Annotated in this window: 12 protein-coding genes, 2 tRNA genes and 2 pseudogenes; 10 read left to right on the plus strand and 6 right to left on the minus strand. The window is 38.3% G+C overall.

The features are described 5' to 3' along the window. Window positions 1-120 precede the first annotated feature (120 nt). Window positions 121-195, minus strand: a tRNA-Asn gene (locus tag ACFIK4_RS00485). A gap of 184 nt (window positions 196-379) precedes the next feature. Between ACFIK4_RS00485 and ACFIK4_RS00490 the strand changes: the two genes are divergently transcribed. From ACFIK4_RS00490 to ACFIK4_RS00515, 6 genes and pseudogenes are all read left to right on the plus strand, one after another. Beyond that, window positions 380-453, plus strand: a tRNA-Cys gene (locus ACFIK4_RS00490). 220 nt (window positions 454-673) lie between these two features. After that, window positions 674-1348 carry a protein-L-isoaspartate O-methyltransferase gene (locus tag ACFIK4_RS00495; RefSeq protein ID WP_375613722.1) on the plus strand — a complete coding sequence of 225 codons (675 nt, stop codon included), beginning with the start codon at window positions 674-676 and terminating at the stop codon, window positions 1346-1348. 66 nt (window positions 1349-1414) lie between these two features. Further along, the gene (locus ACFIK4_RS00500) at window positions 1415-2707 is read left to right on the plus strand and encodes a TolC family outer membrane protein (protein WP_375613721.1); all 1293 of its coding nucleotides are present in this window, start codon (window positions 1415-1417) and stop codon (window positions 2705-2707) included. A gap of 253 nt (window positions 2708-2960) precedes the next feature. Beyond that, complete coding sequence (locus tag ACFIK4_RS00505; protein ID WP_375612445.1) at window positions 2961-3515, plus strand: DUF2497 domain-containing protein; 555 nt, start codon at window positions 2961-2963, stop codon at window positions 3513-3515. A 137-nt stretch (window positions 3516-3652) separates the two neighbouring features. Then, window positions 3653-6376, plus strand: coding sequence for a valine--tRNA ligase (locus tag ACFIK4_RS00510; protein WP_375628895.1), 2724 nt, complete (start codon window positions 3653-3655; stop codon window positions 6374-6376). A 1040-nt stretch (window positions 6377-7416) separates the two neighbouring features. Beyond that, window positions 7417-8206 (plus strand): annotated as a pseudogene (locus ACFIK4_RS00515) (tetratricopeptide repeat protein). A gap of 102 nt (window positions 8207-8308) precedes the next feature. On the opposite strand, the gene ACFIK4_RS00520 reads toward ACFIK4_RS00515, so the two are convergent. From ACFIK4_RS00520 to xth, 5 genes are all read right to left on the minus strand, one after another. After that, window positions 8309-9055: an amino acid ABC transporter ATP-binding protein gene (locus ACFIK4_RS00520; RefSeq protein ID WP_273791447.1), complete on the minus strand. Its 747-nt coding sequence runs from the start codon at window positions 9053-9055 to the stop codon at window positions 8309-8311. A gap of 11 nt (window positions 9056-9066) precedes the next feature. Continuing rightward, the gene (locus tag ACFIK4_RS00525; RefSeq protein WP_375612443.1) at window positions 9067-9783 is read right to left on the minus strand and encodes an amino acid ABC transporter permease; all 717 of its coding nucleotides are present in this window, start codon (window positions 9781-9783) and stop codon (window positions 9067-9069) included. Between the two features lie 2 nt (window positions 9784-9785). Continuing rightward, window positions 9786-10538 (minus strand): amino acid ABC transporter permease, encoded by a 753-nt coding sequence (locus tag ACFIK4_RS00530; protein WP_375612442.1) that lies wholly within the window; start codon window positions 10536-10538, stop codon window positions 9786-9788. 141 nt (window positions 10539-10679) lie between these two features. Continuing rightward, a complete protein-coding gene (locus ACFIK4_RS00535; RefSeq protein ID WP_375612441.1) occupies window positions 10680-11585 on the minus strand; it encodes a transporter substrate-binding domain-containing protein in 906 nt (301 codons plus the stop codon). Between the two features lie 124 nt (window positions 11586-11709). After that, window positions 11710-12492 carry an exodeoxyribonuclease III gene (gene xth / locus ACFIK4_RS00540; protein WP_375668574.1) on the minus strand — a complete coding sequence of 261 codons (783 nt, stop codon included), beginning with the start codon at window positions 12490-12492 and terminating at the stop codon, window positions 11710-11712. Between the two features lie 486 nt (window positions 12493-12978). On the opposite strand from xth, the gene rpsL reads away from it, so the two are divergent. The 4 genes and pseudogenes from rpsL to ACFIK4_RS00560 form a co-directional block, all read left to right on the plus strand. Beyond that, window positions 12979-13350 carry a 30S ribosomal protein S12 gene (rpsL, locus tag ACFIK4_RS00545; protein WP_005773262.1) on the plus strand — a complete coding sequence of 124 codons (372 nt, stop codon included), beginning with the start codon at window positions 12979-12981 and terminating at the stop codon, window positions 13348-13350. An 18-nt stretch (window positions 13351-13368) separates the two neighbouring features. Beyond that, complete coding sequence (gene rpsG, locus ACFIK4_RS00550; protein ID WP_015856589.1) at window positions 13369-13839, plus strand: 30S ribosomal protein S7; 471 nt, start codon at window positions 13369-13371, stop codon at window positions 13837-13839. A 24-nt stretch (window positions 13840-13863) separates the two neighbouring features. After that, window positions 13864-15948 carry an elongation factor G gene (gene fusA, locus ACFIK4_RS00555; protein WP_375607436.1) on the plus strand — a complete coding sequence of 695 codons (2085 nt, stop codon included), beginning with the start codon at window positions 13864-13866 and terminating at the stop codon, window positions 15946-15948. 62 nt (window positions 15949-16010) lie between these two features. Further along, a pseudogene (locus ACFIK4_RS00560) lies at window positions 16011-16090 on the plus strand (elongation factor Tu); the annotation flags it as partial.

Raw genomic sequence — 16090 nt, forward strand, 5'->3', positions numbered from 1 at the left:
ACCCCTTAAAAACTCTTTGAAAAAAAATAAATTGGTACAAAACCTAGTGGCAAATTATACAAAACCCGCTGGCAAGCTACATTTAGAAAAAACAATAAACTACGTGGAATAAAAGAAAAGTGGCTCCCCGGGCCGGATTCGAACCAGCGACCAACCGGTTAACAGCCGGTTGCTCTACCGCTGAGCTACCGGGGAATGGTGCCCAATCATCTCGTTGAAAAGGCTATAGCAAAGCAATACTGATTTGCAAAGGATAAAATTACTTTTTTTAAAAAAATATGATAAATTGTGTAATAAGAGGAAAAAAGGCGAGAGAATATTTCTACACCTTGACGGATGCGTTGCCTTCCCTTATTGAAACCTTTATGTTTGTTGACGAGGCCTCGTGGCGGAATGGTTACGCAGAGGACTGCAAATCCTTGTATCCCGGTTCGATTCCGGGCGAGGCCTCCAGCCGATTTTAAACGAAACGGCTTTTAAGGGAGATGAGGTATAGGAAAATAGATTATTTCCCTCTATTCTTGTGAAGACACTTTTGTATGAGAGATTATACAGTTAAAATCTAATTGTTGACTGTAGTATCCTTTTTTGTAACGCCCATAGTTTAAGAGATCTTTATCCCTTATTGTCGCTGTTTTGTTTGTTTTTTGTAGGTTAGGAGAAAATATTCGTTATGGTTGCAGATTTTGCTGAGCTTCGTCGCAAAATGGTTGACAATCAAATTCGTACAGTCGATGTAACGGATTTATCAGTTCTTGAAGCCTTTTTAACGGTATCTCGTGAAGATTTTGTATCGGAAGATATGAAAGTGTTAAGTTATCTTGATACTGATATTGTTCTATGTCCAGAGCAAGATGGGGTTCCTGCACGCTATTTGATGAAACCTGCGTCTCTAGCGAAATTACTACAGCTTGCCGCTGTAAAATCATCAGATGTTGTTTTAGATATTGGTGCAAATAGTGGTTATTGTGCAGCGTTGCTTGCAAAACTTGCAGGGTCTGTGATTGCGCTGGAAAGTGATAAATCTCTCTTTGAACGTGCTCTTGAAGCTTTAGAACGGAATCAATGTGATAATGTGGTTGTCGTTCATGGTCCATTAGAGAAAGGATATGCCGTTGAGGGACCTTATGACGTGATTTTCATTGAGGGATCTGTTGATTTTATTCCTCAAGGTATCTTTGATCAAATGAAAGACTGTGGACGTCTTGTTGTGGTTGAAGGGCATGGAAATGCTGCTGTTGCACAAATCTATATAAAAGAAGATGGGATCATCTCGGCTCGTCGTGCTTTTAACCTCGCTGTAAAGCCTCTTCCTTGTTTTTTCAAAACACCTGGTTTTGTGTTTTAGTGCTTGTTTGTTTTGTGAATAAAAGATAATTTTGTAATTTATTTGGGGTTTGTTATTGTGTGTATTATGTTTAGAGTAAACAAGAAGTTTCAGGCGTGTTTATTGCTGGTGTTGAGTGTTTTTCTATCAGAGGCTGTTTGTGCTGAAACATTGATGGATGCCTTTTCTAAGGCTTATAAATATAATGCTAAGTTGAATAGTGAACGTGCAGCTGTGCGTATATCCAGTGATGATGTTGTCATTGCGCGATCGGGGCTATTGCCACAGGTTGAGGGGGTTGGGAACTATGGGCGCAATAAGTCTTTTACAGGTCCTTATGTCACTTCTGGATCTATAGGAGTGAGATTAAATCAAAGATTATTTGATGGTTTTATCACGCAAAATATCTTTTCTTCAGCTCAAGTTAAGTTGCAGGCCCAGCGTGAATATCTTCGTAATGTTGAACAAAATACGTTTCTGGAGGCGGTGACCGCTTATGCTAATGTCTATCACGCACGTCGTGTTGCCGATCTTCGGAGAGAAAATTTGGCAGCTCTTGAGGAACAAGTTCGTTCAAATAAAGCAAAATTTGATGTGGGTGAAGGAGGGCATGTTGATCTTGCTCAAGCTCAAGCTGCACGTTCCGTGGCGGTTTCAGAGCTGAGTCTTGCTCGTTCTGATGTAAAAGCAGCAGAGGCAGTGTATCGACAAGTTATTGGTTCTGATCCTGAAAAGTTAAAACGCCCACCTGTAGCCAAAGATTTTCCCGTCAACCTTGATATGGCTTACCAAATGAGCGTTGTGATGCATCCAGCAATCCTTTATGCTAAATATTTAGTCGATGCGAGTGTTTATAATGTAAAGGCGAAAGAAGGGGCATTGCTCCCTAAAGTTGATTTTTCTGCAACTGCATCTTATAATCGAATCTACAGCGGGGTTGGAGAAGATGGCGTTTCTAAATCGATAGGGTTGTCAGTAAGTGTCCCAATCTTTGAAGGAGGGCGTACGTCTGCGCAAATTCGCCAATCAAGGGAACAGCTTGGACAGGCGCAGCTTCAACTCGATTTGGCGCATAGTAATACGCGACAAGCACTTACTTCTGCTTGGTTTCAGTTGGAGGGCGCACGCTCATCTGTTGTTGCTTACCGTGAAAGTGTTCGTGCTGCTGAAATTGCTCTGAAAGGTCGTGTTCAAGAAAATCGCGTAGGGCAAGCAACGACGCTGGATGTTTTAAATTCTCGTACTCTATTGATTAATGCTCAGATTGCGCTTGCAATGGCAGAGCGTAATGCTGTTGTGGCGAGCTATAGTGTTCAATCTTCTATTGGTAAATTGACTGCAAGTTATTTAGGTTTAAAAACAATTAAATATATCCGATAATACATAAAAGTATCTCTTTGAATCTTATTAAATTATTTTAGTTTTTAAAAGATTAGTAAATCAACAGTTGAATATGTTGAAAGATATTGCGGCGAGATATTATTTTTACTAAGTGTAGAAAACTGTGTGTAGCGCCCTCTTTATGACAAGCATATTTGAAAATATCGTAGGAGGCATGTTGATCTTATAATTCTTTTGCATACACTGAAAATATGATTCTATTTGTTGTTGCGTCTTTGAGAGGTTGTAAAGTATGGTACAGAGTTCAAGCGTGTTACGTGAGCCAAGTATGGATGAAATTTTAACATCTATTCGTGAAATAATCGAAGAAAATGCGGTTCAATCTGATCACTTTTTAAATGAAGATGTTGCAGTGAATGCTTCAGAAGTTGCATCCGAGGGTATTTATGATACAACCTTATCGGTTGATGATGCTATGAAAGCTTTAGCTGATCGTATTGGTCTTTCTTCTGAAAATCAAGGGGGGAAGATAACGCAAGAAAAAGAGGATATAGAGGCAGAAAATAATACAGTTGGTATGGATATGCAAAAGATGAAGCTTTCTTCTGAAGAACGGAATTCTGTTTATAAAGCAAAAGAATATGAAGATGAGATAAGGAAATCACAGTCAGACGCAGGAAGGGATGGTCATGTGGAATTGTCTGCATATTGTATTTCTTCTGCAGAAAAGATTGCAAAGGATGTGTTGCGTCCGGCTATAGCAGAATGGTTACAGTCTAAATTGCCTATTTTGCTGGAAGATATTTTGCGTGAAGAGATTGTGAAGGCGATTAAAAAATCGTCTTAATTATTTTTATGTTTTTCATTTTATGGGGATTTTGTTTGCGATTTTGCGAGCTCTCTAGTGAATGGCTGAGATTCACGAGATTCTGATCAGGTTTTGATCATATATTGTGTTTTTCAGCGGCGTTATGGATGGATAGAATGTTAGAAAAAAACTATGATGCTGCCTCTATAGAGCAACGGGTTGCAAAGAGATGGGAGACTCGTGGGGCTTTTAAAGCGGGAGCTGGTTCTAAAAGCGGTGCAGAACCTTTTTGCGTTATGCTTCCTCCTCCTAATGTTACGGGCTCACTTCATATGGGGCATGCGCTCAATACGACAATTCAAGATATAATAGTTAGATTTCAGCGGATGCGTGGCAGAAATGTGTTGTGGCAGCCTGGTATGGATCATGCTGGAATTGCTACGCAAATGGTAGTGGAGCGTCAACTTGCAGAACGCCAAGAGCCAACGCGTCAAGAAATGGGGAGAGAAAAGTTTATTGAGCGTATTTGGGAATGGCGTTATGAAACTGGAGGCGTTATTGCAAACCAGTTGCGTCGCCTTGGGGTTTCATGTGATTGGTCGCGTGAGCGGTTTACAATGGATGAGGGGTTGTCGCAGGCGGTTCGTGAAGTCTTTGTCACGCTTTATAAGCAAGGGTTGATATATAGGGATAAGCGCCTCGTCAATTGGGATCCTAAATTGTTGACAGCTATTTCAGATCTTGAAGTTGAGCAAAAAGAAGTTCAAGGACATTTGTGGCACTTTAGATATCCACTTGAAGGTAAAATTTTTGATCCAAATGATGCGACAACTTATATAACAGTGGCGACAACACGACCAGAAACAATGCTTGGTGATACAGGAATTGCTGTTAATCCTGAAGATGAGCGTTATAAACATCTTATCGGTAAAAATGCTCTTTTGCCGCTTGTTGGTCGTAAGTTATTAATTGTTGGTGATAGCCATGCTGATCCTGAGGCTGGAAGTGGTGCTGTAAAAATCACACCAGCTCATGACTTTAATGACTTTGAAGTAGGACAGCGTAATCATTTACGCTTGATCAATATTTTTACCCAGCAAGCCGAGATTTTTCTTCGTGAAAATGAAGCATTTTTCGATGGTTTGATTTTATCAGATGAATTAAAAATGTTAGTAGAAAATCTCGATAAATCTGATCGTTTTGTTGCTCGCCAGAAGATTGTTTCTTTGATGGAAGAACAGGGATATTTAGCTTCTGTTGATGATCATACCCATATGGTTCCTCATGGAGATCGCAGTGGTGTCCCTATTGAGCCTTTTTTGACAGATCAATGGTATGTTCATGCTGCTGAATTAGCAAAGCCAGCGATAGAGGCTGTTCAACAAGGCAAAACGCAGTTCGTTCCAGATAACTGGAAAAAGACGTACTTCAATTGGATGGAAAATATTCAACCTTGGTGCATTTCTCGCCAATTATGGTGGGGACATCAGATTCCTGCTTGGTATGGTCCTGATGGAACGGTTTTTGTTGAAAAAAGTGAAAAAGAGGCTTTAGATTCAGCTTTTGCTCATTATGGTGAGGTTGTTGAATTAATCCGTGATCCGGATGTTTTAGATACTTGGTTTTCATCAGCTCTTTGGCCTTTTTCAACATTAGGATGGCCAAATAAAACGACTGAATTATCTACTTTTTACCCAACATCTTTATCTGTGACAGGATTTGATATTATTTTTTTCTGGGTTGCTCGTATGATGATGATGGGACTTCACTTTATGGGTGACGTTCCTTTCCCAACGGTTTATGTGCATGCTCTTGTACGGGATCAAAAGGGTGCAAAGATGTCAAAATCAAAGGGAAATATTATTGATCCCTTAGAGCTTATTGATCAATATAGTGCTGATGCACTTCGATTTACTTTAGCTATTATGGCAGCACAAGGTCGTGATGTAAAACTTGATGTTTCCCGTATTGCTGGTTATCGTAATTTTGCTACGAAATTGTGGAATGCTACCCGATTTGCACAGATGAATGGTGTGAAGCATGATCCAGCTTTTAAACCAGAACAAGCAAAACTGGCGCTTAATCGTTGGATTTTAACAGAGTTATCTAAAACGATTTCAGCAGTTACGACTGGTATTGAACACTATAAATTTAATGAGTCAGCTGCCACTCTTTACCGTTTCATTTGGAATACATTATGTGATTGGTATTTGGAGCTTCTCAAACCTATTTTTCAGGGGGAAAATGAAGATGCTAAAAATGAGGCTCAAGCTTGTACTGCTTGGGTTTTAGATGAAGTTTATAAACTTCTTCATCCTTTTATGCCTTATATGACGGAAGAGTTGTGGTATCTTACAGAAACGCAAGCCATCAAGCGTGAGGATATGCTCGCATTGACAAAATGGCCAGAGGAAACATTGATAGATGAAGAAGCTGCTGATGATATTAATTGGCTTATTGATGTCGTCACAGGGATTCGGTCTGTACGTTTTGAAATGAATATTCCAGTGGCGACACAAGCACCTCTTGTTGTTGTTGAAGGAGGGGAAGTAACGCGAGAGCGTGTGAAGCGTTATGATGCACTTCTAAAAAAATTAGCGCGTATTGAAGTTATTGATTTCTCTGATAAAGTTCCGGAAATATCAGCACAAATGATTTTGGGAGAGGCTGTTTTTTGTTTACCATTAGGACAGTTGATTGATTTGGAGGCTGAACGTGTTCGTTTGAGGAAGGATGTCAGTAAAATTGAACAAGATATTGAAAAAATATCGCTTAAATTAAACAATCCCAAATTTATAGCAAATGCAAAAGCAGAAATTGTTGAGCGTGAGCGGAACAGGGTTGTAGAACTGCGTGCAGCGCAGAAAAAAATATTTGTTGCTTTAGAGCGGTTAGATTGATTTCAACTTTTTATTTTTTTGATAGATAATTGCATACCAGTAGGGCTAGTATAGATCTTCTTTAAAAGGAAACTTTTTCTTTTGTTAGTTTTTCATGAACGATCATAAAATCTCTACTGAAATCCATTGTTTTATGTTTATCATTAAAGAGACATCTTTTAAGGCATCCAAGCCTATTCCACGACGTAGATCATGAATGGTATAACGGTAAATCTATTGAGCTTCCCTTCTTTATGCTTGTGAAGTAACAAGCGCTGGGGGCACCATTTTGTCCAATATCCGGACAACCCTTAGCTCAAACCGTTCGTAAGAGGCATTTTTAGTTCTTTCTTACACAGAGTTTTTATCCACATAGCTCTCTCTACTTGTAATGTGCAAGCGGATGGTTTTGATTGATTTAACATGGAACAAGTTTGGAATGAGAGAATCTTACGATATTCGAGGTCCTCATTCAACATGCAAAATGGTAAAGTATCATTAAAATCAATATCTTGTTTTATTTCTGTAAAATATCATCATTTAGAGTAGCAATATAAGGCATGTAAAATTACATATGTGGTATTTTTTGTATGTAGTGGTGAGTATTCTGAGGTAAAACTTGTGTGTAAAGTATGAAGTAACCCCATGTGAAATGATGTTAGGTGCAATCCGTTAAACAAAAAGCTGTATTGTTTATAGATTGACGGAGGCAAAAAACTGCATCTTTAAGGTGGTAAGGCAGTCGTGAAGTTATAAGTTAACTATCATCATTATATTTATCCATCTTTCGTATTGTTTTTTATACTCAAACGTTTACCATTCATCATGTATTCTCTTCGTTCTCAAGTTGCTGTTTAATGCACGTTATTCTATTGAACGATTTTTGCTCATACGTATAAAATTTTAAGATCGATAAATCCTATTGGATGGTTTTTATCTATTTGTTTTTTCTTTTAAAATTTTTACTTTAAAATTGCGTATGCTTCTTACTAAGAAAAAGAGTTTAAATATCTACAAAGAAATTTGTAACAGATATAATCATTAAAATTGAGGTAGGGGGAATGGTTAATAGGTTTCAGATATGGAAAAAAGTCACGATTGTTGTGATTTTAGAGGGATTCTTTTCGACTGTTTATGTAATAGATGTCAATAGCTTGCAAGAAGCGAATGATGGTTCGTTTTATTTTTTAAAACGTGGCATGTCTGTTTATAAAAATGGGCATATAACTCAGGCTATTGCAGCATTACGTTGTGCTGCTAAGAGAGGCTATATTGGTGCGAATTGGAAACTTGGCTCTATCTATGCAAACGGTGATGGTGTCCCTAAAAATGATTATAAGGCATATAATTTTTTTGCATATATTGTTGAAAAAGGTGCTGATCTTGGTTCAGAGGATGAAAGTTATGTTTCTGATGCATTGATTAAACTTGCCGGATATATAAAAAAGGTATTCCTCAATCACCTGTGAAACCTGATCCTTCTTATGCTTCTCATCTTTATATGCAGGCTGCGGTAAACTATGGAAATCCTAAAGCTCAGTATCATTTAGGAAAAATATTTTTAAAGGGAGAGGGAAGGGAGAAAAATCTTATACAAGCAGCACGATGGTTTCAACTTTCAGCAAAAAAAGAAAATCCTTCTGCCCAAGCAATGCTTGGAAATATACTGCTTAAAGAAGGAAAAATTGTCCGTGGGGCAGCAATGTTAACTGCTGCCTATAAAAAGCTAACGTAAAAGACGAAAATTGGATTCACCCTTTGCAAGAAGAGGCTTTTGCTCTTTGTAATGAATCTGAGAGACGTACAGCAATTTCACTGGTTGTTGAGATTTTAAAGAATAACAGTTTTTAAACATCTGATTGTAATATTTTTACATTCTCTCATCTTATATTAAACTCTGTTTTCTTGTATACAAGTTCATAGTAAAGATAGCTTTTTTTGATAATCTAACGGCTAATGACTTAGGATTTTAGACAAAAATTCTTGCGTTCTCGGTTTTCTTGCTTGCGGATCAGAAAAGAACTCTTTAGATGAGCAGTCTTCAAGAATTGTTCCTTGATCTATGAAAATAACACGCTCCGATACTTTTTGTGCAAATCCCATTTCATGGGTTACACAAATCATCGTCATACCTTCTTCTGCTAAGCTAATCATGACATCGAGTACTTCACCTACCATTTCAGGATCTAGAGCAGATGTTGGTTCATCAAAAAGCATGACAAGTGGATCCATAGTTAAGGCACGTGCAATAGCAACACGTTGTTGTTGCCCTCCAGAAAGTTGACCAGGATATTTATCTTTGTGTTCAATGAGTCCAACGCGTTCAAGATATAACAATCCACGTTCAAGTGCTTCTTTTTTGCTTCGTTTTAGGACTTTGATTTGTGCAATTGTCAAATTTTCTGTGACAGATAAATGGGGGAAAAGCTCGAAGTGTTGAAACACCATTCCTACCTGACTTCGCAATTTAGGCAGATTCGTTTTTTTTGAATGAACTGGTATTCCATTAATCCAAATTTCACCTTTTTGAAAAGGGACGAGAGCGTTAATAGTTTTAATGAGTGTTGACTTTCCTGAGCCTGATGGACCACAAACGACAACGACTTCTCCTTTATTAATGTTGGTTGTACAGTTTTTAAGGACTTTAATTTCGCCATACCAATTAGAAACATTTTTTATTTCGATCATATGAGTAGACATTTTTTTTCCTGTTAGCGAATAATGGATACTTTTTTTTGTAAATACAAAACTATTTGTGACAGTGTAAAACAGATAACAAAATAGAAAATAGCTGCTAAGATATAAGCTTCTTGCTTTACACCAAAATTATTAGCAGCAATATCAAAACCATTCAAAAGGCTATGACCACTGATGGCATAAACAAGGGTTGTATCCTGAAAAAGGATAATAACTTGTGTTAAAAAGACTGGAAGCATATCTCTAAAGGCTTGAGGAAGAATGACAATGTACATACTTTGCCAATATGTCATTCCAAGAGCTTGTCCTGCATATTTTTGTCCTTGCGGAACTGAATTGATTCCAGCACGCATAATCTCAGCAAAATAAGCCGTTTCAAATGCGGTAAAGGTAATGAGTGCTGATTTATTTGCACCAATGGATATACCAGTTAAAAAAGGCAGAAGCACGAAAAACCATAAGATAACCATCACAAGTGGTATTGAACGCATAGCTGTTATGTAACTGATTGCAAACCAAGAAAGAAGTTTTATGGAAGAAAGGCGCATCATTGCTAAAAGTGTGCCGAAAACAAACCCCAATACCGTTGCAAAAAGAGTTAGAAAAACGCTAAAGAGTAAACCTGATAAAATGTAAGAACGAAATACATCAAAGGTAAAAAAGGAAAAATCAAAGTCGGAAAAATTGAAAGGAAAATAAAGTCCAAACTGAGAGCTTATGAAATTCACCATATTCAATTTCCCTTTGTTTGAAAATTAGGAATTTTGAGTATTTGTTCAATGACTGTCATCACAATGAATACGAATAAGGCTATTAGAATATAAAGGATCGTAACAAGCAAATAATTTTCGTAAACATGGCTTACTTCTTCAATTGTTTGGTATTGAAATTGCATGAGCTCATTTATTGAAACGGCGAATGCTATAGATGAATTTTTCACAATCCCCATTGCTTCTGAAGTAAGAGGTGGCATAATTGCACGTATAGCACGTGGTAGTATAATATAGCGATAACTTTGATAAGTTGTAAATCCCATTGCCATAGCAGCATAGCGTTGTCCAGAAGGAATCGCTTCAATGCCTGAACGAACCTGTTCAGCAATGCGTGCAGATGTAAAGAATCCCAATGCGCATGTTATTAAGAGAATGGGGGAAAATTTCATCGCTGGTGGATAAATCTTCGGAACAACAAAATACCACAAAAACACTTGTACAAGGAGGGGAATATTACGCATAATCTCTACCCAAATAGTACCGATAGTGCGAAATATATAATTGATTATGGATGTTTTGGGTAAAGTGCGCATTGTTCCTATAATAACACCACACAATACAGCTAATATAAGTGAAGTGATAGACAATATAATTGTATTTTTTAAGCCATCGAGAAGTGTATCTAAATAGGTATGACTTACGCCGGGAGTTCCCAAGCATCCTGTTACCAATGTTTGAGTAAGGTCATCTCTACAAAGGAAAGAAAAGTCCATTAATTGATATTCCCTCAAATTAGTCATTCACAAATAGGACAATAAACCACGCGCATCTACATAGTCCAGATTTATTAAAAAGTGAATTAAAATATAAACCACACTCAATTTCAAAAGAGTGTGGTTCTTCTTTATTAAACTCTATAAATCTTTTTCTGCGTAGCTTTCTCGAGGCTTATTATTTGGGTGATCCCAAGCATATCTTGTTTGTTTTGATAAGGGAAGGTTCATAACAGTGTTAGCAGGTGGGATCGGTTTCATAAACCACTTATTATAAAGCTTTTCCAGTGATTCATCTTTAATCTGACGTACGATACTATCGTTGATTGTTTGTTCAAATTTTTTGTCATTTAATCTGAGCATACAGGCAATAGGTTCGACTGAAAGTACAGTATCAAGAATGACATAATCAGATGGATTCTTTGATTTAGCAATATGTCCAGCAAGAATTGAAGCGTCCATGACAAAAGCATCTGCCTTACCAGATTCTAATAATAAAAAACTATCTCCGTGATCTTTCCCCTTTAAAACTTTAAACTGAATGTTTTTTGCACGTTTATTTTTACGAATAAGTTGAACAGATGTTGTACCGGTGGTCGTTGCAACTGTTTTTCCATTTAAATCCTCAAGAGATTTAATGTTAGAGTTTTTCTTTACAGCAATCCGAACCTCTTCAATGTATGTCGTATAAGCAAATGCTGCTTCTTTACTGCGGGCAATATCATGTGTTGTTGAGCCGCACTCAAAATCATAGGTTTTATTTTTTAAGAGAGGAATTCTATTTTGAGAAGTGATGGGAAGATAATGAACTTTAATTGGTTTACCAATTTTTTTTGAGATATCATCAATGATCCGTTCTGCCATTTCTGTATGAAAACCTACATATTTATTATTACCAAGGGCGTAGGCTAAACCAGATGATTCACGGACACCTAAAGTAATTTCCCCTGTTCGTTTTATTTTTTCAAGAGTATCATGTTCAGCATGCGCGAAACTTGAGAATCCAATGGCCGTTGCTGCAATAAGCATTAATAATGATTTCTTCATTTATGTCCTCCATTCATTTATTTTTATTTTATTTGCTTAAGATATACTGTTTATATGCTGTAGCATAGTTATTATTTTTGAGTGGAATTTTTTTGTTGTCTCATGAAATGAGGATTTTACTTTCTTAATTGATATTAAGGTGAATCCAAACAGGAACGTGGTCGGATGGTTTTTGATATCCCCTTACTTCTGTTTGGCTATGAGCGCAAATTAATTGATCAACAGCTTCTGGTGATAATAATAAATGATCAATGCGAATCCCATTATTCTTAGGCCAAGCACCTGCCTGAAAATCCCAAAAACTGAAGGAGGGAGTATCGGTGACATTCCGGATAGCATCATAAAAACCTAAATGAAGAATACGTTGGAATGCTTTTCTTGTTTCTCCAAGAAATAAGGCATCTTGATACCATTCTTGAGGTTTTTTTGCATCTAATGGAGTGGGGATGACATTATAATCACCTGCTAGAATAAGAGGTTCTTCATACGCAAGCAATGATTTTGCATGTGTATATAATCTTTCCATCCATTCTATCTTATAGGAATATTTTTCACTCTCAATAGGATTCCCATTTGGCAAATAGAGAGATGCAACACGAACAACACCTTTGTTTGTTGAATAAACAGCTTCAATGTAACGTGTTTGTTTATCATTATCATTGCCTGGTAATCGACGGATCACTTCATCTGGTGTTTTTTTAGAGAGAATCGCAACGCCATTAAAACTTTTTTGTCCGTGTGTTTCTATATGGTAACCTAAATTTTCAATTGTATCGCGTGGAAAATTTTCATCAATACTTTTAATTTCCTGTAAACAGACTATGTCCGGTTGGCTTTGCTGCAGCCATTGACATAATGTTTCATGTCGCGCTTTTATTCCAGCAATATTCCACGTTGCTATTTTCATGGTGCTCATCATTAGATATCAAATATGCAATTCAATTTACTGCTATGTTTTACTACAGTCATATCGCTACTTTTTTATTTATAGGGGATATTACTTATGGTAAATTGATTTATCAAGAGTAGCGGTAAAAGCAAATTTAAAGCTTTAAAATTTAATTTATTTTCATTTTTAAAAACTTTCTGCTGTTTAGTTCTTGACGAATGTACGTGTTCTCGCTATTAGAGATGGACATAACCGATGTGAATGTAATCAGGTGTTTTGGATATGAACCGGATTATTCACAGGTGTTAAGAAGATTAAAAGCAAATGCTAGTGCAAAAGGCTATTGCCTTCTCTGCTTATGGTCGGGTAAACTGTTTTTTGCAGGTGTGCCCGATTTTGTGTGTAGACTTAGATATCTGCTCCGATTTTGTTGGGGTGGATAGAGATGAAAATAGAAAAGCCCGATTGGGTGAGACGAATGTAGATCGAAAAGAGGAAGGTTGCATGCCTACCGTAAACCAGTTGATTCGCAAGCCGCGTGTAGCGCCAGTTAAACGTAATAAGGTTCCTGCTCTGCAGTCGAATCCGCAGAAGCGTGGTGTTTGTACGCGTGTTTATACGACAACACCGAAGAAACCTAATTCTGCTCTTCGTAAAGTTGCTAAAATTCGCTTGACGAATGGATTCGAGGTGATTGGTTATATTCCTGGAGAGGGACATAATCTTCAAGAGCACTCTGTTGTAATGATTCGTGGTGGTCGTGTGAAAGATTTGCCAGGAGTTCGTTATCACATTATTCGTGGTTTGCTTGATACGCAGGGTGTCAAGAATCGTAAACAGCGTCGTTCAAAGTATGGCGCAAAGCGTCCAAAATAATATTGAGAGACAAAGCCAATGTCCCGTCGTCATAGAGCAGAAAAGCGTGAGATTAATCCAGATCCAAAATTTGGTGATTTGGTTATTATGAAATTTATGAATGCCATTATGTTTGATGGTAAAAAATCAGTTGCAGAGCGTATTGTTTATGGTGCGCTCGATTCTGTAGAAAAAAGAGTAAAAACAGATCCTGTGGCTCTATTTCATCGAGCTTTAGAGAATGTTGCTCCTCACATTGAGGTTCGTTCACGCCGTGTTGGTGGCGCTACTTATCAAGTTCCGATTGATGTTCGTCCTGATCGTCGTCAGGCTCTTGCTATTCGTTGGTTGATTGCGGCGGCACGTGGTCGAAATGAAACGACGATGATTGAGCGTTTATCTGGTGAATTGATGGATGCGGCTAATAATCGTGGTTCTGCCGTGAAAAAGCGTGAAGATGTTCATCGTATGGCTGAAGCTAATCGTGCTTTTTCTCACTATCGCTGGTAGAAGTTTTAAACTAAGGCAAATATAATGGCTCGCGAATATAAAATTGAAGATTATCGTAATTTTGGTATTATGGCGCATATTGATGCCGGTAAGACTACGATGACTGAACGTATTCTGTTCTATACCGGTAAGAATCATAAAATTGGCGAGACCCATGATGGTGCTTCTACAATGGATTGGATGGAGCAGGAGCAGGAGCGCGGTATTACGATTACATCTGCTGCGACAACGACGTTTTGGGAAGGGCAGGACGGTCGGAAGCGTCGCTTTAATATTATTGATACGCCAGGGCACGTTGATTTTACGATTGAAGTTGAGCGCTCTTTGCGTGTTCTTGATGGTGCAATAGCCTTGTTGGATGCAAATGCTGGTGTGGAGCCTCAGACGGAAACTGTTTGGCGGCAAGCTGAGAAGTATCGCGTGCCTCGTATGGTTTTTGTTAATAAAATGGACAAAATAGGAGCTGATTTTTATCGTAGTGTGGAGATGGTTGGTTCTCGGTTAGGTGCTAAAGCGCTTGTTTTGCAGTTGCCGATTGGTGCTGAAAATGACTTTGAAGGTGTTGTTGATCTTGTAGAAATGAAGGCTTTAAAGTGGGATGGTTCTATTGGTGCCTCGGCAGTGATAAGTGAAATTCCCTCTGATTTAAAGGAGAAAGCTGAAGAATATCGCGAGAAATTGATTGAGATGGCTGTGGAGGTTGATGAAGCTGCGACAGAGGCTTATTTGGAAGGTGTTATGCCAACCAACGAGCAGCTTGTTTCTCTCATTCGTAGGGGGACAGTAGAAGTTCAGTTTCATCCGGTTCTTTGTGGTACGGCTTTTAAAAACAAGGGGGTGCAGCCACTTTTGGATGCTGTTGTTTCCTATCTTCCTTCTCCAATTGATATTCCGGCGATTAAGGGTATTGATGTAAAGACTGAGGCTGAGACGACACGCGAATCTTCTGATGATGCTCCGTTATCTATGCTTGCTTTTAAAATTATGAATGATCCTTTTGTTGGTTCATTGACGTTCTGTCGTATTTACTCAGGTAAAGTTCAGAAAGGTATTTCTCTTGAGAATACTGTGAAAAAGAAAAAAGAGCGTTTGGGGCGTATGCTTCAAATGCATTCAAATTCTCGTGAGGATATTGAAGAAGCATTTGCTGGTGATATTGTTGCTCTTGCAGGACTTAAGGAGACGACAACAGGGGATACTCTTTGTGATCCTTTGAAACCTGTTATTTTGGAGAGGATGGAATTTCCAGAGCCTGTTATTGAGATTGCAATTGAACCGAAGACAAAAGCAGATCAAGAAAAAATGGGTATTGCTCTTAACCGTCTAGCAGCCGAAGATCCTTCATTTCGTGTTAAATCGGATGAGGAATCTGGTCAGACTATTATAGCTGGAATGGGTGAGCTTCATCTTGATATTATTGTTGATCGTATGCGGCGTGAGTTTAAGGTTGAAGCAAATGTTGGGCAGCCTCAAGTTGCTTATCGTGAGTCAATTACTAAAATGGCGGAAATTGATTATACGCATAAGAAACAATCGGGTGGTGCAGGTCAATTTGCTCGTGTGAAAATTGTTTTTGAGCCTCATGATGGTGATGACTTTATTTTTGAGTCAAAGATTGTTGGTGGTGCTGTTCCTAAAGAATATATTCCCGGTGTCCAAAAAGGGATTGAGAGTGTTATGGGGTCAGGTCCTCTTGCGGGCTTTCCTATGCTTGGTGTAAAAGCGACTCTCATTGATGGTGGCTATCACGATGTTGATTCTTCGGTTTTGGCTTTTGAGATTGCTGCTCGTGCGGCTTTTCGTGATGGGGCAAAGAAGGCTGGTGCACAGCTTCTTGAACCGATCATGAAGGTGGAAGTTGTTACTCCAGATGATTATGTTGGTGATGTTATTGGTGATCTCAATTCTCGTCGGGGGCAGATTTCAGGAACTGAAGCGCGCGGCATTGCAACGGTTGTGAATGCAATGGTTCCTTTGGCAAATATGTTTGGTTATGTGAATACTCTTCGCTCTATGAGTCAGGGGCGTGCGCAGTATACAATGCAGTTTGATCATTACGAGCCTGTGCCTTCAGCTGTTGCTTTGGAGATTCAAAAGAAATACGCGTAATTTCAGGTTGGTAATTAATTTTTAACTTAGTCCTTGGCTTGGACGGAAAATGGAGAGCTCAAATGGCGAAGAGCAAGTTTGAACGAACAAAACCGCATGTTAATATTGGTACGATTGGTCACGTTGATCATGGGAAGACCTC

The sequence above is a fragment of the Bartonella sp. AP9QHHD genome (genome assembly GCF_042195625.1).
Taxonomy (GTDB): Bacteria; Pseudomonadota; Alphaproteobacteria; order Rhizobiales; family Rhizobiaceae; genus Bartonella.